This window comes from Streptomyces kryoterrae (assembly GCF_054072135.1).
This window is the reverse complement of record NZ_CM133358.1, coordinates 8,550,562-8,574,695: the sequence shown is the minus strand read 5'-3', so window position 1 is coordinate 8,574,695 and position 24,134 is coordinate 8,550,562. Positions and strand designations below refer to the sequence as shown.

The window sequence follows — 24,134 nt, the reverse complement described above, 5'->3', positions numbered from 1 at the left end:
AGCCATGGGAACGCACTCTGCAAGGTCGACCGGGGCCGGACCGCCCCGGGCGAGGGCCCAGGAGCCGCCATGAGCAATGGGGACATCTTTGTCGGCGAGATCATCGGTACAGCGATTCTGATCCTCTTCGGCACCGGTGTGGTCGCCGCTGTCGTACTGAACCACTCCAAGGCGAAGGACGCCGGCTGGGTCGTCATCACGTTCGGCTGGGGCTTCGGCGTGCTGGCCGGGGCGTACACCGCCGCACCTCTGTCCGGCGGACATCTCAACCCCGCGGTGACGATCGGTATCGCCATCGACACCGGGGAGTGGGACAAGGTGCCCTTCTACCTCGCCGGGCAGATGGTCGGCGCCTTCCTCGGCGCGATCCTGTGCTGGCTGGTCTACTTCGCCCAGTTCCAGGCCAACGCGGAGGAGGAGATCGCCCAGCCGACGCTCGGGATCTTCGCCACGACGCCCGCGATCCGCAGTCCCGTCGCGAACCTGGTCACCGAGATCATCGCGACCATGGCTCTGGTGCTGCCGATCCTGGCCTTCGGTCTGACCAAGGGGCTCGGCGAGTCCGGCACGGCGATCCTGATCGTCTCCTTCCTGGTGGTAGGCATAGGTCTGTCGCTCGGCGGTCCCACGGGGTACGCCATCAATCCGGCCCGTGACCTGGGCCCGCGCATCGCCCACGCTCTGCTTCCGATCCCCAACAAGGGCACCTCGGACTGGAGTTACGCGTGGATCCCGGTGGTGGGGCCGCTGATCGGCGGCGCGCTGGCGGGGATCGTCTTCAACGCAGCCTTCTGACGCGTACACACGCCTTTCCGGGGCTGCAGACTTCCGGAGCTTCCCACGAAGGGGACGTCATGACGGACAAGTTCGTCGCCGCGATCGACCAGGGCACCACGTCAAGTCGCTGCATCGTCTTCAACCACGACGGCGCGATCGTCGCCGTCGACCAGCGCGAGCACCGCCAGATCTTCCCCAAGCCCGGGTGGGTGGAACACGACGCCACCGAGATCTGGTCGAAGGTCCAGGCGGTGGTCGCGGGCGCGCTCGCCAAGGCCGGGCTGCGTGCCGACCAGCTCAGCGCGCTCGGCATCACCAACCAGCGCGAGACGACGGTCCTGTGGGACCGCGCCACGGGCAAGCCGGTCCACAACGCGATCGTCTGGCAGGACACTCGTACGGCGGCGCTCTGCCACGAACTCGGCGGCACCGACGGGCAGGACCGTTTCCGCGAACAGACCGGACTGCCCCTGGCCAGCTACTTCTCCGGCCCGAAGGCGGCCTGGCTGCTGGACAACGTGCCGGGGCTGCGTGCCCGCGCCGAGCGGGGCGAGATCGCCTTCGGCACCATCGACTCCTGGCTGATCTGGAACCTGACGGGCGGCACGGACGGCGGACGGCACGTCACGGACGTGACCAACGCCGGCCGCACCATGCTGATGGATCTGGAGACCCTCCAGTGGGACGCGTCCATCCTGTCCGCGATGAACGTCCCCGAGAAGATCCTCCCCGAGATCAGGTCCTCGGCCGAGGTGTACGGCACCGCGGTGGGCCAGCTCGCGGGCGTCCCCGTGGCGTCCGCGCTGGGCGACCAGCAGGCCGCGGTGTTCGGTCAGGCCTGCTACGACGTGGGAACGGCCAAGAACACGTACGGCACCGGCAGTTTCCTGCTGCTCAACACCGGCAACCGACCCGTTCAGTCGAAGAACGGTCTGCTGACCACGATGGGTTACAAGATCGGCGGCGAGGCTCCCGTCTACTGCCTCGAAGGGTCGATCGCGATCACCGGTGCGCTGGTGCAGTGGTTCCGCGACCAGCTCGGCATCATCCGTACCGCCGACGAGATCGAGACGCTCGCGGCGAGCGTCGACGACAACGGCGGCGCGTACATCGTGCCGGCGTTCTCCGGCCTGTTCGCGCCCTACTGGCGCTCGGACGCGCGCGGGGTGGTCACCGGCCTCACGCGGTACGTCACCAAGGGGCATCTGGCGCGCGCGGTGCTGGAGGCGACGAGCTGGCAGACGCGGGAGGTCGTGGACGCCATGTTCCAGGACTCCGGGGTGAGCATCACGACCCTGAAGGTGGACGGCGGCATGACGAAGAACAACCTGCTGATGCAGCACCAGGCGGACGTCCTCGGGGTGCCGGTCATCCGGCCGAAGGTTTCCGAGACGACCTGCCTGGGAGCGGCGTACGCGGCCGGGCTGGCGACCGGTGTGTGGAACGACCTCGACGAGCTGAAGTCGCACTGGCAGAAGGACGTGGAGTGGACGCCTGTTATGGAGGCGTCGGTCCGCGACCGTGAATACCACAACTGGCGCAAGGCCGTGGAGAAGAGCTTCGGCTGGGAGGACGACGGCCGGAGCTAGGGCCACCGCTCGCAGGACACCTCTACGCGCGCGTGCCTCTGGACCGCGGCCCGTACCCCGGTCGGCGGGGGTACGGGCCGTGCGCGTGCGCAGCGGTGAGGGGCTGTCAGGTGGTGACGGTCGCCCGGCGGTCGGCCGCGTACGCCATCGCGTGCTGGACGACTCCGATGAGGACCTCCTTGACCGACTCCCGGTTGCGCGCGTCGCACAGCACGAGCGGCACGTTGGGGTCGAGGTCGAGCGCCGCCCGGACGGACTGCGACGGGTAACGGGCCGCTCCGTCGAAGCAGTTGACGCCGACCAGGAAGGGTATGGAGCGCCGTTCGAAGTAGTCGACCGCGGCGAAGCTGTCCTCCAGGCGGCGGGTGTCGGCGAGGACCACCGCGCCCAGCGCGCCGGTGGCGAGCTCGTCCCAGAGGAACCAGAAGCGGTCCTGTCCGGGCGTCCCGAAGAGGTACAGGACAAGGTCCTCGCGGAGCGTGATCCGGCCGAAGTCCATGGCCACGGTGGTGGTGTTCTTGCCCTCCACCCCCCTGATGTCGTCGACCGGGCGGCCCGCCTCGGTGAGCAACTCCTCGGTGCGCAGCGGCTTGATCTCACTGACCGCGCCGACGAGGGTCGTCTTGCCCGCACCGAATCCGCCGGCCACGAGGATCTTGAGCGTGACGGGCTCGACCGGGGGCTTGCCGCGCTCAGAACGCCCGAAGATCATCGGTCTCTTCTCCTGCTTGCTCGGGGTCGGTCGCGCGGTGGGCCGTAGCCCCCGTCGCCCGGGGTTTCGATGACATAGGTGGAGGTGGTCAGGGGCTCGTTGAACCGGAGACGGCGAACCGGCCCCTCTCCAGCGCGCCATTGTCCCGTACCGCCGCTGCCGGGCAGGACGGTGCCGTCGGCGGCGATACGCAGCGCGCCGATGGCGACGGTCGTACCCGTCCGGGCTGCCTCGACGGGCTCCCGGGTGTCGGTGAACATCCCGTCCCGAACCACCCGGAACTGCCTGCCTGTCACGTCTCCACCCCGCTTCCGCGCTGCTCAGAGCGCCCGGAGGCCGTTGATGACGTCGCGCAGAATATTCTCGTCCACCAGCTCGGCCGGAGGTACGGGACGCGTCACATGGACCATTTCCTCGTCCACGAGGTCCCCGATGAGAACCCGCACCACACCGATGGGGAGATTGAGTTCGGCAGCGAGTTCGGCGACCGACTGGGGGGCGTCACGACAGAGTTCGACGATGTCCACGTGTTCCGGGGACAGCGTGCGATCCGCTTCCGGGTCGTCCGCGTGCGCCTCCGTGATCACCACCGCGATCAGGTCCAGGCGGTGCTGGGCCGCATGGCTGGTGCGGCCTCGCGTCATGGCGTACGGACGGACGACCGGTCCCGCCTCGTCGTCGAACCAGTGGCTTCTGGGTTGGCCGTCTCCGCTCATGTCATCCCACTACCCGCCTGCGGGCAGATCGGTGCGCGGAGCAGCCGCCAAGTGCACACCGACACGCTTCACCAGGAGAGTCATCTCGTAGGCGACCTGCCCCACGTCCGAGTCCGCGTCCGAGAGCACGGCCAGGCAGCTGCCGTCCCCGGCTGCCGTCACGAACAGGAAGGCGTCGTCGAGTTCGACGACCGTCTGACGGACACTGCCGGCGTCGAAGTGACGTCCCACGCCCTTGGCGAGGCTGTGGAATCCGGAGGCGACGGCGGCCAGGTGCTCGCTGTCCTCCCGGCTGAGGTCCTTGGAGACCCCGGTGGGCAGTCCGTCGCCGGAGAGCACGAGCGCTCTGCGGATGCTGGCGACCCGGTCGACGAGGTCGTCGAGGAGCCAGTTGAGCTCCCCCGACGCCTTGTCACTCGAGGTCTGGCCGGTCGGCTTCGGTGCGGTCATCGACCGTCCCCCTTACTCGTTCCTTGCGCTGTGCCGTCCTGGGCGCTGTCGCCCTCGGCGTTCTCGTCACGACCACGCTGCCAGCCGCGCTGCAGCGAGGCCATACGGCTGCGGACCTCGTCGGCGTCGCGGTCGAAGAGGTCGGCCCCGTCCTGGGGACGTGGCTTCGACCGTTCGGCGCGCCGCTCCGGGCCGTCCCTGAGCTGCGGAGCCAGATTGGCCTGGCGTACGCGTCGAGGCAACCCTGCCGTACCGGACGCGGCGGGGTCGGCCGCCGCACCGGGGCGGGAGACAGCCCCGGCGGAGCCACCGCGCCGGTCACGCTGCGGGAGTGCCGGGGATTCCGGCGACAGGTCACCGAGGCCGTCGCGGCCCGACTCCGCTCGCCCGCCGACGCCACGGGCGGACGCGTCGGGACGGCCGCTCCCGGTTCGGTCGCCGAAACGCGACGCGGACAGTTCCGTGCGGTCGGTGAAGCCCCTGGAGCCCGTTGAGTCCGCGCGGTGGTCGTCGAGGCCACGGCCGACGGCTTCCCCTCTGCCCTCCCAGCGCCGCACCGGGGTCTCCGGGCGGTCGCCGAAGCCGTCACCCGGGTCCGTTTCACGGTGGATCGCTGTGTCGCCCCGGCGGCGGGCCGGGAGCGGGGCGAGCGTGTCCGGGTCCATCGAACCCACACCGTCCGCCGACTGTTCGTCCGCCGCGGACGGGTGGCGCCGGGGCTGCTGTTCGGAGACCGGACGGCCGTGGGAACTGACCAGCTTCGGGGTGCGGCGGCGCGGCAGCGTCACGGGATCTCCCGAGCGGCCGGCCGCGCCGTCGGGGGCGGGCGCGCCCCAGCTTCCGGAGTGCTGCTGATGCTGCTCGCCGGGGACGTCGCCCGTTTCGGCCGTCACTCCGGGGATCGAGCGGTGCGGCCGGGAAAGTACGCCGGGTTCGCTGTCCGCGTCACCGAAGGAACCGGGAAGGTCGTCGAGGGCGTCCAGGTCGACCGGCGCCTCCAGTTCGACGGGCCCGTCGATGAGCGAGGCGGGCAGGCCGGGGAGGCGCATGGGGGCCGGGGAGAGCACGGCCCTGCGGCTCTCCTCGAACTCGGTCTCCTTGGAGGGCCGGGCGCGGTCGAGGCGGAAGCCGATGCCGTTGGTGTCCGGGATGTCGTCCGTGAGGAGTGCGTCGGGGACGAAGACGACGGCTGTGGTGCCGCCGTACGGGGACGGCTGGAGGGAGACCCGGACGTTCTGCCGCTGGGCGAGCCGGCTGACGACGAACAGGCCGAGCCGGTCGGTGTCGGACAGTTCGAACTCGGGTGTCTCGGCGAGCCGCAGATTGGCGTCGAGAAGCGCCTCCGCCGCCATGCCCAGGCCCCGGTCGTGGATCTCCAGGGTGAAGCCGTTGGCGACACGCTCACCGAGGACCTGGATGGCCGTGTGCGGGGGCGAGAACACCGTGGCGTTCTCCAGGAGTTCGGCCACGAGGTGGGTCAGGTCGGCGACGGCGGGGCCGGTGACGGCCATCCGCGGCAGCCTGCGGACCTCGATGCGCTCGTAGTCCTCGACCTCGGCCACGGCGGCGCGTACGACGTCCATCAGCTGGACGGGTTTGCGCCACTGCCGGGAGGGGGCGGCTCCGGAGAGGATCACCAGGCCTTCGGCGTGCCGGCGCATACGGGTCGTCAGGTGGTCCAGGCGGAACAGGTCGGCGAGTTCGTCGGTGTCCTCGGTCCGGCGTTCCATGGTGTCGAGCAGGGTGAGCTGCTTGTGCAGCAGGACCTGGCTGCGCCGGGCGAGGTTGACGAAGACCTCCGAGACCCCGGAGCGGAGTTCGGCCTGTTTGACGGCGGCCTCGACGGCAGCGCGCTGCAGGGTGTTGAGAGCCTGGCCGACCTCGCCGATCTCGTTCCTGTCGTACTCCAGGCGCGGGACCTCGGTCTCCACGTCGACCTGTTCGCCCGCCGACAGACGGCGCATCACGCTGGGGAGCCGGACGCCGGACGCCTCGTGGGCCTCCAGGCGGAGTTGGCGCAGGTCGCGGATGAGGGCGCGGCCGATGCGTACGGACAGGAAGAGCGAGAACAGCAGGGCGACCAGGCCGAGGACGCCGGCGACGACGGCCTTGACGATGACGCCCATCACCACCGGACGGATCCGGTCCTGAAAGCGGTCGCCCGACTCGTCGTTGAGCTTGCGGAGTTCGTCGAGGACATCGCCGGCCGTGGTGTCCCAGCTCTTCGCCGTGACACCCCGCGGCTTGCCGGACTCGGCGCCGATGGCGGCCTGTTCGGCCACCCGGAGCGGCGCGGTGGAGGCGTTCTTCCAGAACCGCTCGTAGCGTGCGCGGTCCGTCAGCGGGAGCAGCGGGAGGCTGACGTCGTACATGACGGTGCGCTGCGCCACGAGGTCGGAGATGTCGCGGGACTCGTCGCGGGTGAGCTTGCCGACGACCAGGGCCGAGCCGAGCAGGGCGTCCTCGCGGGAGAGGAGTTCGCGGGCGCGGGCGGCGTTGACGAGGGCGCGGGCCTGCTTGTCCATCTCCAGGTTGTCGATGATGTGCAGGTTGGCGAGCAGGACGTAACAGGGATCGACCAGGTTGTTGTAGAGGTTCAGGGCCTGGATCCGGGTGACGGTGCCTTCCTCGACGCTGCGGCGCAGCGGGCCGATGCCGTCGAACGCCTCCAGGACGGCGGTGAGGCGCTCGCTGTCACTGTCGCTGATCGAGTTGCGCACACTGGACTTGTCGGCGTTGTCGCGGATCTTGCCGATGACGTCGTCGGTGGCGGTGCGGCTGCGCCGAAGGGCCGCCAGCGCGTCGGCGGCACGGGGATCGGCGAGGTAGACGAGGGTCTGGCGCCGCTCCTGCTGAAGCACGCGTACCGCGTCCTCGGTGGGGTAGCTGACCTTCTCCACGACCGACGACACATTGAACAACTCGGCCGCCTCACGCCCCGTGAGGACGGTGGCGAAGCCCCAGATCGCGGTGAGGGACACCAGCGGCACGAGAAGCAGCGCCACGATCTTCCGGCGGATGGACTTCCCGCGAAAGCGCATGGCCTCCCCCAGCTCGCCCCCGTCGACGCGGGGGTACACATGTGCGTCAATAATCGGCGTGAGCCTACTACTGACCCACAGATAACTCGAAGACCTGTCTGAGGGCTGAACTGCCGTACTCCGGGCGAGACATGGCGAGTTGTCCGATCATTGCGGGAGATTGCCTCCTCGAATCCGGCATCGACCGCATGACGGCAACCGTCGGCCCACTTGGCCGTTTGGCTGGATTTTTACGTTTGACGGGAATCTTCGAGACACGCCGATCGTCTTTGTACACAGGAGATGGGTGGCGGAACCGTCAGCAGGGTCCGCATCCCGCGTCCAGGCCGCGTAAAACAGCGTAAGCCGGGCAACCACTGGGGAGCCGGTGTCAACGACACCGGGACGGGCGGTCTGCTGGGCGGTGGGGAGTGACACGTGATGGGCACGGCGGAACGACGCGAAGCACTCGGGAACGGAGTTGCGGTTGCGGCACCCTTGGTGGTGCACGGGAGCGCCAGGAGCAACAGCACGGGCCAGGACATGGGCGGCGGCAGGGGCGGCGGCACCGAACCGCCCGCCAACCCCAGCTACGCCTCCACTTCGGCCGAGCAACTCCCCAAGCCGGTCAGGGCGCGGACACAGCCCTCCTACCGACAGCTGTGGGTCGAGGAGCCCGCGCGTCGGCGCCGGCTGCCGGACCCGGTGCGTACGGCGGCCGTGCGGGCGGTGCTCGTCATCTCCGTCACGCTGATCCAGGCGATGGTGGCCTTCCTGTCCACGCTGGCCGGTTCGTGGCTGGCTTTCCCGATGGTGATCAGCAGCGTGGCCAGCACGGTGGTGGCCACCTGGGCCGCGCTCGACGTGTGGGTGACGCGCCAGGTCTGGCGCCAGCGCAACGGCGTGGTGTCGACCCCGAGCAGCACGGCACGGGCGCTGCGACGCGAACGCCGCAGGGCCCGGCGAAACGCTCGGACCACCGCCCGGACCCAGGAGCGCATACGCAGGCAGGGCGGCGGGTCGGGGCAGTTGTCGCACCCCTGAGAACCCTTGAGGGGGAGGACTTCCCCGGGGGCCCACCCTGAGCCACCTGAACAGCCCTTGCGTTCAGGGTGGGTCCATCACAGCCGTGCCGCCACGGAGGCAGGACGGGGCTGCGTGAACGAGCCCTGGCGGGCCACAGGGCCGTCGCGTTCCCCTCCGCCAACACACCGCCCGGGCGTTGACCCGGCGGCCTTGATGAGCGCCGTCCCCGAGCACTCTCACTTCCCTTACGGGTTCCCCCTCGCCACCGATGCGGCGAAACCCGCGGACCACCCCGGGCAATCAATCGAACCTTCTCGCGGTTCTCGTGGCAGATACGACCCCCGATGGCATCGCGGACGCGCCGGAACGGTGGTGTGCTGGGTGTCGAACGAAGGGGTCACAGACGGAGTCCCTCTGGGCATGGCGCGTCGCCGCGCGCCCGATCGGGTGTGTCGAAGATCACATCTGACATGAACGGTCTTCGGCCGGAAAGGGGCCCAACCGGAAGGGCGCCTTCAGCATGGCGCTGACCAGGAGGAACGAGAACATGCCCGAACTCTTCATCGGCGGTACCTGGAGATCCGCGCTCGACGAGCGCACCCGCGAGATCCGCTGCCCCGCCGACGGCTCCCTGGTCGGTGTCGTCGCCGAGGCCGGCGGCAAGGACACGGTGGAGGCCATCACCGCCGCCCGCCGCGCCTTCGACGAGGGCCCCTGGCCGGGCACGCCGGCCGCCGAGCGCGGCGACCTGCTGCTGCGTGTCGCCGACCTGATGGTCCGCGACAAGGACGAGCTGGCCCGCGCGGAGTCCCTCGACACCGGCAAACGCCTGGTGGAGAGCGCCTACGACATCGACGACATCGTCAACTGCTTCCGCTACTTCGGCCGGCTCGCGGCGAACGAGACCGGACGCGTCATCGACACCGGCTCGCCGAGTGTGGACAGCCGGGTCGTCTATGAGCCGGTCGGTGTCTGCGCGCTGATCACCCCGTGGAACTATCCGCTCCTCCAGACCGCGTGGAAGGTCGCCCCGGCACTGGCGGCCGGGAACACCTTCGTCCTCAAGCCGAGCGAGTTGACCCCGCACACCGCGATCCACCTGATGCGGCTCCTGGAGGAGGCCGGACTGCCGGCCGGCGTGGCCAACCTCGTCCTCGGCGCCGGTCCGGAGGCAGGCGCGCCGCTCGGCGACCATCCGGACGTCGACCTCCTCTCCTTCACGGGCGGACTTCAGACCGGCCGCCGCCTCATGGCCGCCGCGGCCGGAACCGTGAAGAAGGTCGCGCTCGAACTCGGCGGCAAGAACCCCAACATCGTGTTCGCCGACGCCGACTTCGACACGGCCGTCGACATGGCGCTCACCGCCGTGTTCCTGCACTCCGGGCAGGTCTGCTCGGCCGGGGCCCGGCTGCTGGTGGAGGACTCGCTGCACGACCGGTTCGTCGACGAGGTCGTCCGGCGGGCCCAACTGATCCGGCTCGGCGGCCCGTTCGACGAAGAGGCCCAGACCGGCCCGCTGATCTCCGAGGCACATCGCGCGAAGGTCGAGGCATATGTCGCCCAGGGCCTGGCCGAGGGTGCGGTACTGCGCTGCGGCGGAGCGCGTCCCGAGGGGCTCGACGACGGCTTCTACTACCGGCCGACGGTGCTCGACGAGTGCGACGCCCGGATGACCGTCGTACAGGAGGAGTCGTTCGGTCCGGTGCTCACCGTGGAGCGGTTCACGGACGAGGCGGAGGCGGTCCGGCTCGCCAACGACACCGTGTACGGGCTCGCCGGGGGCGTCTTCACCACCGACGGGGCCAAGGCTCAGCGGGTCGCGGCGCGGCTGCGGACCGGCACGGTGTGGATCAACGACTACCACCCGTACGTCCCCCAGGCGGAGTGGGGCGGCTTCAAACAGTCCGGCTTCGGCCGCGAGCTCGGGCCGGCGGGACTCGCCGAGTACCGCGAGGCGAAGCACATCTACCGGAACACCGATCCTTCGCCGCAGGGCTGGTTCGCCTAACACCCCCTTGTGCGCCTTTTACGCGTCAACTGTGCGCCGTTCCCCCTGTGTACGTCCTGAATGTGCGCCCCCATTGATCCCGGCACCCGCAACGAGCCGCTCCCTCCCACTCCCCGGTATCCCCAGGAGTCCGCTCATGGCAACCACCGACCGACCAACAGGCCCAGGGCACACGGACGACGCCGAACTCGCCGAGTTCGGTTACAAGCCCGAGCTCAAGCGCACCCTCGGCAACTTCCACACCTTCGCGGCCGGGATCAGCTACATCTCGATCCTGACCGGCACCTTCCAGCTGTTCTACTTCGGCTACGGCAGCGGCGGTCCCGCCTACTGGTGGTCGTGGCCGATGGTGTTCGTCGGCCAGTTCATGGTCGCGCTCTGCTTCGCGGAGCTGGCCGCCCGCTATCCGGTGGCGGGCTCGGTCTACAACTGGTCGAAGAAGGTCGGCAATCCGCATCTGGGCTGGCTGGCCGGCTGGATGATGCTGATCGCCTCGATCGTGTCGATCGCGGCGGTGGCGCTCGCCTACCAGCTCACGCTGCCGCAGATCTCCGACGTGTTCCAGATCGTCGGGGACGGCACCGGCAAGTACGACGTGGCGACCAACGCGGTGATCCTGGCCGGCGTGTTGATCCTGTTCACGACCGTGGTGAACGCCTTCGGCGTCAAGCTGATGGCCACGATCAACACGGCGGGTGTCTTCATCGAGCTCGTCGCCACGGTCGTGCTGATCGTCCTGTTCGCCGTGCACATCACACGCGGGCCGCAGGTGGTCATGGAGACGAACGGCACGGGTGCGGGCCACGGCGCCGGCTATCTAGGCGCGTTCCTGGTGGCCTCACTGGCATCGGCGTACGTGATGTACGGCTTCGACACCGCCGCCTCGCTCGGTGAGGAGTCCCGCGATCCGTCCCGGAACGCGCCACGCGCCATCATCCGGGCGATCGTCGCCTCCTTCGTCCTCGGCGGCCTGGTCCTCCTCCTCGCGCTGATGAGCGTCTCCAGCCTCAAGGGCAAGGAACTGTCCACGGACGGTCTGCAGTACATCGTGCTCGACGTGCTCGGGCCGAAGGCCGGCAAGGCGATGCTGTGGTGCGTGCTGATCGCGGTCACCGTCTGCGCCCTGGCCGTCCACACGGCGGCGATCCGGCTGGCGTTCGCGATGGCCCGTGACAACAACCTGCCCGCGTCCTCACTCCTCGCGAAGGTCAGCCCGCGCTTCCAGACGCCGGTGCTGCCTGCCGTGGTCGTCGGAGTGCTGGCGCTGTCGATCCTGGTGGTCAACATCCGCCAGCCGCAGATCTTCACCGTGGTCACCAGCATCGGCATCATCATGATCTACCTCGCCTATCTGGGTGTCACCGGACCCATGCTGGTGGCACGGCTGCGCGGCAGGTGGCAGCCGGCCGGCGACGGCAAGTTCTCACTGGGCCGCTGGGGCCTGCCCGTCAACATCGGGGCCGTGATCTGGGGCGCCGCCATGACGACCAACCTGATCTGGCCCCGGACCTCGGTCTACAACGCCACCGCCCCCTTCCACTGGTACCTCCAGTGGGGTGCCGTGCTGTTCGTCGCGGTCATCGCGGGTGGCGGCTTCGCCTACTACTGGTTCGTCCAGCGGCACCGGACGGGTGTGCTCGCCGGACACCGTCTTGAGGAGAACCCGGCCTCGCCGGCCGCTCCCCTCGCCGCCCCGGCGGCCGACTGAAGGAGGTCCCCCCCATGGACCAGCCCCACATGGACCGGCCCCACATGGATCTGCCGATCATGGACCGATCACTCATGACCACCGACGAGTTCGACTATGTGGTGGTGGGCGGTGGCACCGCGGGCAACGTGGTGGCCGCGCGCCTCTCGGAGGACCCGTCCGTCACCGTCTGCGTACTGGAGGCGGGCCCGAGCGACGTCGGTGACGACGACATCCTCAGACTCGAACGCTGGATGGGCCTGCTGGAGTCCGGCTACGACTGGGACTACCCGGTCGAACCGCAGTCCAGCGGCAACAGCTTCATGCGGCACGCCCGTGCGAAGGTGCTCGGCGGCTGCTCGTCCCACAACTCGTGCATCGCCTTCTGGGCCCCGGCCGAGGATCTCGACGACTGGGCGGCGGCAGGCTGTACGGGCTGGAGCGCGGCCGACCTCTTCCCGCTCTACCGGCGCCTGGAGACCAACGACGCCCCCGGCGACCACCACGGCCGCACCGGCCCGGTGAAGCTCCGTACGCTGAAGAGCGAGGACCCGTGCGGCAGCGCCCTCCTGGAAGCATGCGCGCAGGCCGGCATCCCGACCACGCCCTTCAACACCGGTGAGACCGTGATCCGCGGGGCCAACTGGTTCCAGATCAACTCCGACGAGAACAACATCCGTCAGTCGTCCTCCGTCGCCTACCTCCACCCGGTCATGGGCAGGCGGCCGAACCTGGAGGTACGGACAGGGGTGCGGGCGAAGCAGCTCGTGCTGGAAGGGCGCCGGTGCGTGGGCGCCGAGTACCTCGACCCGGATCTCATCCACACGAGGACCGTACGGGCGCGCCGCGAGGTCATCGTGTCGTGCGGCGCGATCGACACCCCGAAGCTGCTGATGCTGTCCGGTATCGGACCGGCCGAGCAGCTGCGCGAGGTCGGCGTCGAGGTGGTCGTGGACTCGGCGGGCGTCGGCGAGAACCTGCAGGACCATCCCGAGGGCGTCATCATGTGGGACGCCAAGCAGCCGATGACCACGACATCGAGTCAGTGGTGGGAGGCGGGCATCTTCTACGACACCGAACCGGGCCTGGACCGGCCCGACCTGATGTTCCACTACGGCTCGGTGCCGTTCGACATGAACACGACACGTTGGGGCTATCCGACCTCGGAGAACGCGTTCTGCCTGACTCCCAACGTGACCCGGGCGAAGTCGCGCGGCACGGTGCGGCTGCGCACCCGTGACTACCGGGACAAGCCGATGGTCGATCCGCGGTACTTCACGCACGAGCACGACGCACGCGTGATGACATACGGCCTGAAGCTGGCGCGTCGGATCGCCGCCCAGCCCGCGCTGAGCGGCTGGGCGGGCGCGGAACTGGCCCCCGGGCCGGACGTCCGGACGGACGACGAGCTGCTGGACTACATCCACAAGACCCACAACACCGTCTACCACCCGGCCTGCACGGTGAAGATGGGTGCGGACGGCGACGCCTCGGCGCCGCTTGACGCGCGGCTGCGGGTGAAGGGGATCGAGGGGCTGCGGGTTGCCGACGGGTCGGTGATGCCGGATCTGGTGTCAGTGAATCCGTGCATCACGACGATGATGATCGGGGAGAAGTGCGCTGATCTGTTGAAAGCGGACGCGTAGCGGGGTGCCGGTAAGCCGGGGAACTGCGGCGCCGTCGTGGCTGGTCACGCCCGCGCGGCGGAGCCGCGAATGTCACAGCCCCGCGCCCCTTTCAGGAGTTGCCGGCGCCGGACGTCTGTACATCCTCGTCGCCGTGATCTCGCTGTGCACCGCGTCCCCCTCCCCGGCCGGGGCCTGCTGAGGCAGTCCCGGCCGGAGGTGTTCCTCCACGCGGATGTACTTCAGGCCCGCGCGGAGGTCCGCGTCGTTGCGGAGGCGGATGACGAGGGGGAACTCGGCGAGCGCGGTCGTGTCGAACAGGCCGGTGGTGTAGAGGAGTTGGACGCCGAGCGCGTCGGACACGGCGCGCTGGAGTTCCAGCAGGTACGTGGCGTTGGCGCGCCCGATGGGGTTGTCGAGGAACAGCGTGCCGGCGTGCCGGTGCTTGTCGCGGCCCCGGTCGTTGCTGCGCAGCGCGGCCATCGTGCAGTACAGGGCGATGGCCGCCGTGAGCAGCTGACCGCCGGAGAACACGTCACCCATCTGCCCGACGGGCACGCGCTCGGCGCGCAGTACGGCGTCGGGCTTGAGGATCTCGACGGCGATGCCCTTGGGCTGGAGGGCGGCGCCGACTCCCCTCAGGAGCAGGGACATTCCGTCCCGGCGCAGGTCGGAGTTCTTCTTCACGGCCGCCCGGGTCGCCTCGTCGATGACCTCGCCGAGCCGCTCGGTGAGCGTCGCCTGGTCGGGCTCCTCGAACCGGATCCGCAGGAACTCCTGCCCTGACCACTCGCCGAGCCCCTCGGGCAGCCGGGACAGCCGCTGCGCGGACCGCAGGGTGGCCAGCGCCGACTCCACCAGCCCGCGCAGCCGGTCCACGATCGAGTCCCGGTTCCGCTCCAGCTGCGCCAACTCGTCGGTCAGGACCCGGAGCCGGGGGGCGAAGGCGTCCGCCCACTTCTGCGCGTGCTCGGGCAGCGCGGACGCGGGCAGTTCACGGATCTGCTGGCGGGCGGGGGTGCGTACCGCCTCGTACCGCGTGGAGTTCGCGTGCCGTACAAGGATGTCGCTCGCCTCGCGCACGGCGCCCTCGGCGGCGGACAGTTCGGCGGCGCAGCCGCGCAGGGAGCGGCGGGCCTCGGCGGCCGACTGCCGTGCCTCTTCCGGGCTGCCGGGGTAGGGCTCCGAGGCTTCCTGCTCGTCGTCGGAGGTGTGCTCGCGCATCAGGTCGCGGAGCATCGCGGCGATCTCGTCGAACCCGGAGGCCGCGTCCTCGGCCGCCCGGTGGGAACCGAGAAGTTCGGCGTGCGCCTCCCTGGCCCGGGTCAACGCCTCGCTGCGGGAGGCGAGTTCGGCGGTGGCGGTGCGCAGCAGGGCCTGGGCGTGTTCGGCGTCGCGCGGGACGAGTTCCTCGGCCAGCTCGGTGTGCGCCTCGCCGTCCTCGGGCGCGTGCCGCTCGGCCTCGCCGCGCAGCCGCCCGAGCTGCTCGCTGGCCGTGGACACCCGGGTCTCCAGGAGCTGCACCAGTTCCTCGGCCCGCGCGGAGGCGGCCTGCCGGGACGGTCCGTCCGCCCCCTCGGGCACCTGCAGCAGTTGTTCGGCGCGCGTACGCACCTTGTTGCTCAGCCGGTCCAGCTCCGCACGACTGGCGCTCTCCTCGCTCTCGGACCGCGCCTGTTCCGCTCGCAGGTCGGCTCCTACGCCGACCTTCTCGTAGAGCTGGGAGGCTGCGCGGTAGGCCTCGCGGAGGGCGGGCAGCGACGACTTCGCCGCGTCCTCGTCGGCCTCCGGCAGGTCATCGGGGGCGCCCGCGATCTCCGCGCGCTCGGCGCGCAGGGCGCGGGCCGTGCGGCGTGCGTCGTCGGCGGCGCGCTGGGTGGCGCGCCGGTCCTCGTCGGCGGACCGGGCGCGCTCCAGCAGTGCCTGGGCGCGGGCCTCCGACTCGACGGCCTCGTCGGCCAGTTCGCGCACCTTGACCTGCCAGCCGGCGCGTTCACGCAGCCGGTACGCCAGTCCGGCGAGCGCGTCGGCGGCGCGCCGGGCGCGCTGGGCGGCCTCCTGCCGCTCGTCCCGCACCCGGGACGCCTCGCTCATCACCTCGTCGGCCTCGGCCCGAACGGTCCGCGCCTCGGCCAGTTCGGCCTCGGTCTCCTCGGCGAAGGCACGCGCGTCGTGCGCGGCCCGGGCCAGCTCGACGAGCCGCCCGGCCGGGCAGCCCGTACGCCAGGAGGTGAGCCGCGCGGCGAGTTCCCGGTCCTTTCCGAGCCGCGCCGCGAGCGTGCGGATCTCCTCCTCCCGCTCACCCGCCCGGGCCCGCAGCGCCTGCCGTTCCTCGTCGGCGGCGTGCTCGTCGTGCATGGCCGGGTTCGGCGGTACGAGGAACACGTCGCTGTCGCCCGGTCCGGGGGCCGGGGTGGGGGCGAGCAGGGCGGCTGCCGTACCGACCGCCACGGCCGACCGGGGCAGCAGGGCCGCGTCGGCGAGGGCCTCGCGGGCACGCGCGTGTGTGCCGGGGTCGGTGATGATGACGCCGTCGACGAGTTCGGGGCGGGCGGCCAGCACACGTGCGTGGTCGGCGGGGTCGACGGCCTGGGCGAGATAGCGCCAGCCGGGCAGCGCGGGGATGCCGTGTTCGCCGAGGAACTCGACGGTGGCCAGCACATCGGGGCCGGGCGGCAGCAGTCCGCCGTCGCCGAGCGCGCCGAGGATGCGGGCGTCGTCGGCGGCGCCGGTCCGCAGCTCGAAGAGCTGGCGCTCGGCGGAGGTGACACCGTCGTCGAGCAGCTCGCGGAGTTCGTCCGCGAAGCGGTCCAGTTCCTCGGAGGTCAGGGGACCTTCGTCGGCGGCACGGGGGGCGCCCTTCGCGCCGTCTCCTGTCGTACCCTCGCTGGTGCCGTGCTGGTGCGGCAGCGCGGCCCGGCCTCGCCGCGCACCACCGGCGGACGGCAGGTTCAGCAGTTCGGCGAGCCGTTCCTCTCCCGCCAGGGCCTCTGCGGTACGCCGCTCGGCCTCGTACGCGCGCTCGGCCGCCGTGGCGGCATCCGCCGCGCGGGCCGCCGTCAGCTCCGCGCGGGACTCGGCTGACGCCGCCTCACGCGCGTGCTCGGAAGCCCGCCGGGAGGCCTCACGGGTGGTGTCCCAGGCCTCGACGGCCGTCTTCTCGGCATCGCTGGCGGCGAGCGCGGCCCGTGCCGGATCGGCGTCGGGAGCGCTGTCGTCGAGCCAGCCCGCGCGCACCGCCTCGGCGGTCTCCTGCTCGACCTCGCTGAGCCGCTGCCGCAGATGCCCCACCTCACTGCGGGCTCGCTGCGCCTCGGTGGCCGCGCCGGTCGAGTCCCGGTGGGCGGCCTCGCTGACCTCCTGGAGGGCGGCGGACCGCTCCTCCTCCTCGTTGGCGAGGGCCTCCGCGCCTTCCGCCGCCGAGTGCAGTGCACGTACGAGGTCGACGGCGGCCTTGGCGCGGGCTGCGAGCGCCGGGGCCGCGTCCCGTTCGGCCTCGCGGATCGCGACGGCCACGCGCGCGGAGCGGTCGGCGGCGGCGCGGTGCCGCAGGACGACCTCGGCGGCCTGCCAGGCGGCGTGCACGGTGCGCGCGTCGGCGAGTTCACGCTTCTGCGCGGCTGCCGTCTTCTCCGCCGCCGCGAGTGCCAGCGAGGCGTGCCGGAAGGCGAGTTCGGCGGCGATCAGCGCACTGCGCTCCCGCCCGCCCTCGGAATGGGTGACGGCGTACGCCGCGGCGGTGACCCGCTGGGCGAGATCGCCGGCCCGGACGCGCTCCTGGACGCCCCGCGCGGACAGCCGCCGGGCAAGCGTGCGCGTACGCCGCTCCGCACCCGCGTGGACGTCCCGCGCGCGGGAACGCGCCTGTGCGGCCTCGACGATCCGTCCGAGCAGGTCCACGGACCCGGCGGTGAAGTCCCGTTCGGCGATCAGTTCGGACCGTCGGCCCAGCTTGTTGCCGAAGCCGCCGACCAGGTCGGCAAGCCCGTCCGTGTCACGGACGTCGGTGACCGCGCGCAGCAGCAGGTCGGTGAAGTCGGAGTCCTTCTTGACCGCGAAGAGGCCGGCGGCCTCACCCTCGTCGGCGTTCATCTCCCGCTGGTAGCGGAAGAGTTCGGGGTCGAGGCCCAGCTCCCCCAGATGCTCGATCCAGCGGTCGTGGATCTCCTCCCAGTGCACTTCGAGATGCGGGTAGGCCTTGCCCGCCTCGGTGATCGCGTCCCGGAAGCCCTTCATGGTCCGGCGCCGTCCCTGGGCACCGGAGGCGCCCTCCACCGGTGGTCGTACGGCGGTGGACTCCGCGACGGGAAGGTTGTCGAGGCTCAGCCCCGGGCCGGGCCGGAAGGAGTACCAGGCCTCGGTGAACTTCCGTGGGTCGTTGGAGACCTGCCGCCCCCGCCACTCGCTCGCCTTGCCGACCACCACCAGCTCACCGGTGAGCGTGTGCTGCCACTCCAGGATCACGTGCCCGCAGTCGTCGGCGAGCAGGAACTTCCGCAGCACACCGGAGCTGGCGCCACCGAGCGTGTTGCGGTGCCCCGGCAGCATCACGGAGAAGATCAGCTTGAGGAGTACGGACTTGCCGCCGCCGTTCTCCAGGAAGAGCACGCCCGCGGGCGCGGGCCGGCGCGGCGGTCCGACGGGCTCGTCCTCGAAGAACTCCGCCTGGGTGGGCGCGGGGTCGGGCACCGGCTCGCCGACACCCCGCAGGTCAAGCACGGTGTCGGCGTAGCGCGCACCGGCAGGACCGATGGAGTAGAGGCGGACCCGGGACAGCTCGTACATGGCGGACTCTCGTAGTCGTAAGGAGTAGTCGGGCTGAAGGTGTTGAGCGGGGCGGCGGTCAGGAGTGGTGGAAGGGCAGTCCGGCGTCGGCCACCAGGTCCAGGTCGTCGGTGTCCTCGGCGGGCAGCAGGGTCGGTGTCCCGTCGGTGACCGGCACGACTCCCAGCTCCAGCAGCTCGGCCATGGCGGCGTTGCCGGCCATGTCCCGGACCTGGAGCTGGTAGCGGGCTGTCGTCCGGTACGTGCCGCCGTTGTCGTCACCCGTGCGCTGGAGGAAGCCGGAGTCGGTGAGGAACACGACGGCCTTGCCGACGATGCCGGTGGTCGAACCGGCCGGTCTCCGCGCGTCCTTGGTGGCCCCCGTGGCACTGCGCCTGATCCAGATCCGCCAGGCGGTCTCGAGTCCCGGGGCGTCGCTGACCGGGTCGGTGTTCTCGCCCTGTGCCTCGGCCCGCTCCTCGAGCCGCCGACAGGCCTGCCGGACGAAGGCCTCGACCCCGTTGACGGTGACGCGCCCGATGTAGCCGTCGTCGGCGAGATCCTCGGGGCGCGGAAACGCCATGGCGGCCACGGCGAGGTGGGCGAGCCCGTGCAGGAAACGGTCCGAGCCGTCGGCGGACGTACGACGTGCGTAGTCCCCCATCCGTACGGCGAAGACGGAGTCCTCGGCGGCGGTCACCGCCATCCCCGCGCGCGGGGACACCTCCAGGACGACCAGCCCCAGCCCGGCGGCAACGGCATCGGCGAGCCGGGCGAACGCCGAGTCCTCGCGGTACCGGCGCAACAACTCGGCGTACTCCTGGTCCCGCGCGGCCTGAAGCTTGGCCTGAAGCCCAAAGGCAACCAGCCGGGCGGCATCAGCGGCATCGCCAGGAGTAATGACAGCGGTGGCCGGGGCAGCCACGGCCTCCGGCTCACTCCGGTCGATGTGCTCGTTCACGGCTGAGACTCCTTGGGGTTCCGACAATCGGACGGGCGGGCGGGCGTCCCTATAAGGGTGCGCGGCCTTGACATGTGCGGCTCCGCCGCGTGGGCGCGACCAGCCACAGCGGGCCCGCACCCGGGCGACGACCTCAGCCACATCACGCCGCCTCCAACCGCCCCGCGGCCATCCCCACCGCGTCCAGCAACGCCATCCCCACGATCAGGTCGGCGCCTCCGAACTCCGGATCGTCCAGCTCCGTCCCGTCGTCGACAGCGAACAACAGCTTCTCCTCGCCCTGCCGATAAGCCGTGCCGACCGGAGGACTGGCCGCGTGCACGGCCAACAGGGCCACCAGATAAGGAAGTTCCGCATCCCGAAGACGCGCCTGGGCCAACAGCCCCGACAACCGCCGAGGCGCGTCCGCGGGCAGGTCGAGCAACTCCATCGCCGACGCCAACTGCTCCTCGCTGAACCGGCTGTCGTCCGGCGTGGCGATCAGATCCGGCTCCGGCATCTCCACCCCGAGGTGCTCCCGCTCCACCGGCGGCGTCAGCAGTATGTCCACGAGGTCGCCGACCCGGACCGACACCGGCGTACGAAGCCCCGTCCCGCGCGCGAAGAACGCGTCCGTGACCCGCACCGCGGCCTCCAGGGGCAACGGCAGCACGGGGGCGACCAGATGCCCGTACAGATCGATCCCGGACGACGTCATCGGGGTCGCGAAGGCCTGCCGGTCCTGTTCCGCGCGGAACAGCGGCCCCGCTTCCAGCAGCCGGGACTGGAGCAGCGTGTGCCGCCGGATGCAGTCCTTCACGATGTCGACGAGTTCGGCGGCACGCCGCTTCTGCTCGGGATCCTCGGACTCGTCACGGGCCTTGCGGATGTTGGTCAGGATCGCGTTCTCATGGCGGTACCGGTCGGCGACATGGTCGAGTGCCTCGGCGATCATGTCGGGGACGGTCTGGAGCCAGTCCACCGCGCGCACGTTGCGCCGGGTCGCGTCCAGTGCCCTGCGCAGGGTCTCCGAGTACTGCACGGTCCGGTAGCGGGCCTGCTCCGCGGCGAGCTGGGCGTCGGCCAGCCGGCCCCGGCTGATCAGCACCTCCAGCTTGACCTCGGCGGCGATCTGGGCGCTGGTCACGTCGGTGTCGAGGGCGCCGACGAGTACGTTGACCGCCTCGTCCGTCGTACGGAGGTAGACGCTTCCGCCGTACCCCGGGACCTCTTCGATCAGCTTGAAGTCGTAGTCACGGCGCACATACGTACCGTCCGGTGCGAACGTGCCGTAGACGGCCCGGAAGCCGCGGTCGACGCTGCCGACGTTGATCAGGTTCTCCAGGACCCAGCGAGCGACGCGCTCGTGCTCGGTGACGGGCCGTTGCGGGGCCTGGGCGGCGATGCGCGGGATGAGGCGGGCGATTATCTGGTCGTGGTCGGCGCCGGTGTCGAAGTCCATGTTGAGGGTGACCAGGTCGATGGCCGAGAGGGCCACCTCCGCCATGCCGTACACCGAGTACTCGCCCGCGAGATTCGCCTTGCGCGCGTCCAGGTCGTGGAGCGGGGCGGTGCAGGCGAGCGCGCGCAGGCGCCGCGCCAGTCCCTCGTCGGCGGCCGGGCCCGGAGCGGGGCGCGGCCCCGCGCTGAGCTGGGGCGGAACGCTGTCCGTCGATGCAGGCGAAGTCACGGTGCACAGACTAGGTCCTCGGTCTGACAACGGCCCAAACGGCTCAGAAGCGACCCGCCGCCACCGTGCCACCGTGCCGTTCACGCCCCGGGGAAGACCGCAGGTCCCGACACACCTGTACCGGCTACCCGTCCTCGCCAACCCGGCGCCGGTAGACCTCGACCACCCGTTTGAGCGAGTCGTCGAGATAGACCGAGAGCAGCCCCTCGGCCCGCTGCCGGTCACCCGTCTGGAGGGCCTGCAGTATCTGCTGGTTACGCGCGAGATAGGGCTCGTGCAGGCGCCGCGGGTCGTCCACGACATGGAAGGCGAGGCGCAGTTCGGCGAAGACGCTGCGCATCAGCTCGTCGGTGCGGGCGCTGCCGGCCAGGGCGACAAGTTGGCCGTGGAAGTGGATGTTGGCCGTGCCCAGCCCTTTCCAGTCACCGTCGCGTGCCGCCTGCTGCCCCTCCTCGACGGCCGCGGCGAGGTTCTCCAGGGCGTACGGCGGCTCGCCGAGGCCGCGGACCACGGCGCACTCGACGAGGGCGCGGGTGCGGTAGATGTCCTCGACGTCCTCGACCGTGAGGACCCTGACGAAGACGCCTCTGTTGAGCTCGTGGACCAGCAGGCGTTCGTGCGTGAGCAGCCGGAACGCCTCGCGCAGCGTGTTGCGGGAGACGCCGAGGGCCCCGCCGATGCTCTCCTCGGAGAGCCGGGTCCCGGGCGGGAAGTAGCCGTCGGCGATACGGCTTCTGAGGATGTCCGACACCCGCTCGGCGGTACTGGTGCGCCCGAGGAGCGCGCGGTCGTCGGCCAGTCCCGTCAGCTGCTCTGCCATGCCCGGAATTCAACCGTAGATACAAGAACGAAACAACACGGGTATTGAAGGATCGTTCAACGATCCTCTACCTTGCTGAACAGACGCCGCCGGCTCCACGCGGTGTCGACCGCTCCCGCACCGCTCATTCCTGAAGCACCCTCCGTCCCTCAACTGCGAGGTGCCCATGAGCACGACCCCTCCACCGCAGGCCCTGGCCGCCGAATCCCACCCCGGTGCGGGTGAACCGGCTGTCGACGACGGCGCGTTCGCCTGGCTGCGGGCGCTGGGCCCGCGCGGTCGCCGTGCCTTCGGCGGCGCGTTCGGCGGCTACGCCCTGGACTCGTACGACTACTTCACGCTGCCGCTGACCATGGTGGCGCTGTCCGCGTACTTCGGTCTGGACAGCGGCCAGACCGGGCTGTTCACCACCGTCACCCTGGTCGTCTCCGCGGTGGGCGGCGCCGGCGCGGGAGTGCTCGCGGACCGCATCGGCCGGGTCAAGGCGCTGATGATCACGGTGATCACGTACGCGGTCTTCACCGTCGCCTGCGGCTTCGCGCCCAACTACGAGACGCTGCTGGTGTTCCGCGCCCTGCAGGGCCTCGGTTTCGGCGGCGAGTGGGCCGTCGGCGCGATCCTGGTGGCCGAGTACGCGAGCCCGAGGCACCGCGGCCGTACGCTCGGCGCGATCCAGAGTTCCTGGGCCGTGGGCTGGGGCCTGGCCGTGGTCGTCTACACCGTGGTCTTCTCGTTCCTCGACGACGACCTGGCCTGGCGCGTGATGTTCTGGACCGGCGCTCTGCCCGCGCTGCTGGTCATCTGGGTACGACGCTCGGTGCAGGACGCGCCCCGGGCGGTCGCCGAGCGCGAGAGGAACCCCGAGAAGGGCTCGTTCGCCGCGATCTTCAAGCCCGGCACACCCGAGGCACCCGGACTGCTGCGCGTCACGGTCTTCGCGGGCCTGCTGTCCACCGGCGTCCAGGGCGGCTACTACACCCTCGCCACCTGGGTGCCCACCTATCTGAAGACGGAACGCGGGCTGTCGGTCGTCGGCACCGGGTCGTATCTCGCCTTCCTGATCTCCGGAGCCTTCATCGGCTATCTGACCGGTGGATACCTCACCGACCGGATCGGCCGCAAGCGCAACATCTGGCTGTTCGCGGTCCTCTCGGCGCTGTGCATCCTCGCCTACGCGAACATCCCCGACGGCTCCAACACCCTTCTCCTGGTGCTCGGTTTCCCGCTCGGGTTCTGTATGTCGGCGATCTTCAGCGGCTTCGGCTCCTATCTGAGCGAGCTGTACCCGACCGCCGTACGCGGCACGGGACAGGGCTTCACCTACAACACCGGCCGCGCCGTCGGCGCCGTCTTCCCCACCACGGTCGGCTTCCTGGCCGACAGTTGGGGCGTGGGCGGCGCGCTGGTCTTCGGCGCGATCGGATACGGCATCGCCGCCCTGGCACTGCTCGGCCTGCCGGAGACCCGTGGAAAGGAACTCCAGTGAACCGTACGGAAGACCGCCCCCTATCCCTCGTCGACGAGCACGCGCACGCGTGGAGCCCGAAATCCGCGCGAGCCCGGTTCCGCGCGGGCCTGACAGGCCCCACGGCGGGCGTCGCGGCCGGCCACACCCAGGTCAACCTGATCTCGGTGCCCGCCGACTGGGCGTACGACATGCTGCTGTTCTGCCAGCGCAACCAGAAGCCCTGCCCGGTACTAGACGTCACGGACGCCGGTTCCTGGACCACCGTCCTCGCCGAGGACGCTGACCTGCGCACCGACCTGCCGCGCTACCGGGTCTGGCGGGACGGCGAGCTGGCGGAGGAACCCACGGACGTCCTCGCCCACTGGCGCGACGACCTCGTGACGTTCCTCGTCGGGTGCAGCTTCACCTTCGAGTGGGCGCTCGCCGAGGCGGGCGTCCCGATCCGGCACATCGAGCAGGGCCGCAACGTCCCGATGTACGTGACCGACCGTCAGTGCCGTCCCGCAGGGCGGCTGCACGGCCCCATGGTGGTGTCCATGCGTCCGGTGCCGCCGCGGCATCTGGCGGCCGCTATCCGGGAGAGCAGTCTGCTCCCGGCGGTGCACGGCAGCCCCGTACACTGCGGCGATCCGTCGTGGCTCGGCATCGACGACCTCGGCCGACCGGACTTCGGCGAACCGGTGGATCTCGCGCCGGACGACATCCCGGTGTTCTGGGCCTGCGGGGTGACCCCGCAGGCCGCGGTGATGGCGTCCCGCCCGCCCTTCGCCATCACCCACGCGCCGGGCCAGATGTTCCTCACCGACACCCGCGACGAGCAGTACCGCGTCGCCTGACCGGAG

At 70.7% G+C, this 24,134-nt stretch carries 17 protein-coding genes; 8 read left to right on the top strand and 9 right to left on the bottom strand.

Features of this window, described 5'->3' with window-relative positions:
* The first annotated feature begins 69 nt into the window (after positions 1-69).
* Positions 70-795 carry an MIP/aquaporin family protein gene (locus ACW4TU_RS38125; protein WP_457420928.1) on the top strand — a complete coding sequence of 242 codons (726 nt, stop codon included), beginning with the start codon at positions 70-72 and terminating at the stop codon, positions 793-795.
* Positions 796-854: 59 nt separating this feature from the next.
* A complete protein-coding gene (gene glpK / locus ACW4TU_RS38120) occupies positions 855-2,366 on the top strand; it encodes a glycerol kinase GlpK (protein WP_457420926.1) in 1,512 nt (503 codons plus the stop codon).
* Positions 2,367-2,472: 106 nt separating this feature from the next.
* Here glpK and ACW4TU_RS38115 read toward each other — a convergent pair whose 3' ends face one another.
* Genes ACW4TU_RS38115 through ACW4TU_RS38095 form a run of 5 tightly spaced genes read right to left on the bottom strand, consistent with a single transcriptional unit; the run spans position 2,473 to position 7,285 of the window.
* Entirely contained in the window at positions 2,473-3,078 is a 606-nt protein-coding gene (locus ACW4TU_RS38115; protein ID WP_457420924.1) for a GTP-binding protein, read from the bottom strand.
* Complete coding sequence (locus ACW4TU_RS38110; protein ID WP_457420922.1) at positions 3,075-3,374, bottom strand: hypothetical protein; 300 nt, start codon at positions 3,372-3,374, stop codon at positions 3,075-3,077. Before ACW4TU_RS38110 ends, ACW4TU_RS38115 begins: the two co-directional genes overlap by 4 nt.
* Before the next feature lie 24 nt (positions 3,375-3,398).
* Entirely contained in the window at positions 3,399-3,794 is a 396-nt protein-coding gene (locus ACW4TU_RS38105; protein WP_457420920.1) for a DUF742 domain-containing protein, read from the bottom strand.
* 9 nt (positions 3,795-3,803) lie between these two features.
* A complete protein-coding gene (locus ACW4TU_RS38100; RefSeq protein WP_457420918.1) occupies positions 3,804-4,244 on the bottom strand; it encodes a roadblock/LC7 domain-containing protein in 441 nt (146 codons plus the stop codon).
* Positions 4,241-7,285 (bottom strand): sensor histidine kinase, encoded by a 3,045-nt coding sequence (locus ACW4TU_RS38095; RefSeq protein ID WP_457420916.1) that lies wholly within the window; start codon positions 7,283-7,285, stop codon positions 4,241-4,243. Before ACW4TU_RS38095 ends, ACW4TU_RS38100 begins: the two co-directional genes overlap by 4 nt.
* A 480-nt stretch (positions 7,286-7,765) precedes the next feature.
* Here ACW4TU_RS38095 and ACW4TU_RS38090 point away from each other — a divergent pair, with 480 nt between their 5' ends.
* The 4 genes from ACW4TU_RS38090 (at position 7,766) to ACW4TU_RS38075 (ending at position 13,631) form a co-directional block, all read left to right on the top strand.
* The gene (locus ACW4TU_RS38090) at positions 7,766-8,308 is read left to right on the top strand and encodes a hypothetical protein (protein WP_457420914.1); all 543 of its coding nucleotides are present in this window, start codon (positions 7,766-7,768) and stop codon (positions 8,306-8,308) included.
* A gap of 529 nt (positions 8,309-8,837) precedes the next feature.
* Entirely contained in the window at positions 8,838-10,298 is a 1,461-nt protein-coding gene (locus tag ACW4TU_RS38085) for an aldehyde dehydrogenase family protein (protein ID WP_457420912.1), read from the top strand.
* A 136-nt stretch (positions 10,299-10,434) separates the two neighbouring features.
* Positions 10,435-12,006 carry an APC family permease gene (locus tag ACW4TU_RS38080; protein WP_457420910.1) on the top strand — a complete coding sequence of 524 codons (1,572 nt, stop codon included), beginning with the start codon at positions 10,435-10,437 and terminating at the stop codon, positions 12,004-12,006.
* A gap of 74 nt (positions 12,007-12,080) precedes the next feature.
* On the top strand, positions 12,081-13,631 hold the full coding sequence (locus tag ACW4TU_RS38075; protein WP_457430526.1) for a GMC family oxidoreductase: 1,551 nt from the start codon (positions 12,081-12,083) through the stop codon (positions 13,629-13,631).
* A gap of 72 nt (positions 13,632-13,703) precedes the next feature.
* Here ACW4TU_RS38075 and ACW4TU_RS38070 read toward each other — a convergent pair whose 3' ends face one another.
* From ACW4TU_RS38070 to ACW4TU_RS38055, 4 genes are all read right to left on the bottom strand, one after another.
* Entirely contained in the window at positions 13,704-18,395 is a 4,692-nt protein-coding gene (locus tag ACW4TU_RS38070; protein ID WP_457420908.1) for a hypothetical protein, read from the bottom strand.
* Between the two features lie 58 nt (positions 18,396-18,453).
* Entirely contained in the window at positions 18,454-19,335 is an 882-nt protein-coding gene (locus ACW4TU_RS38065) for a hypothetical protein (protein ID WP_457420906.1), read from the bottom strand.
* A gap of 142 nt (positions 19,336-19,477) precedes the next feature.
* Entirely contained in the window at positions 19,478-21,004 is a 1,527-nt protein-coding gene (locus ACW4TU_RS38060; protein WP_457420904.1) for a hypothetical protein, read from the bottom strand.
* 124 nt (positions 21,005-21,128) lie between these two features.
* Entirely contained in the window at positions 21,129-21,824 is a 696-nt protein-coding gene (locus ACW4TU_RS38055) for a GntR family transcriptional regulator (protein ID WP_457420902.1), read from the bottom strand.
* A 166-nt stretch (positions 21,825-21,990) separates the two neighbouring features.
* On the opposite strand from ACW4TU_RS38055, the gene ACW4TU_RS38050 reads away from it, so the two are divergent.
* On the top strand, positions 21,991-23,310 hold the full coding sequence (locus ACW4TU_RS38050; protein ID WP_457420900.1) for an MFS transporter: 1,320 nt from the start codon (positions 21,991-21,993) through the stop codon (positions 23,308-23,310).
* Positions 23,307-24,128 (top strand): putative hydro-lyase, encoded by an 822-nt coding sequence (locus ACW4TU_RS38045; protein ID WP_457420898.1) that lies wholly within the window; start codon positions 23,307-23,309, stop codon positions 24,126-24,128. Before ACW4TU_RS38050 ends, ACW4TU_RS38045 begins: the two co-directional genes overlap by 4 nt.
* Positions 24,129-24,134 lie beyond the last annotated feature (6 nt).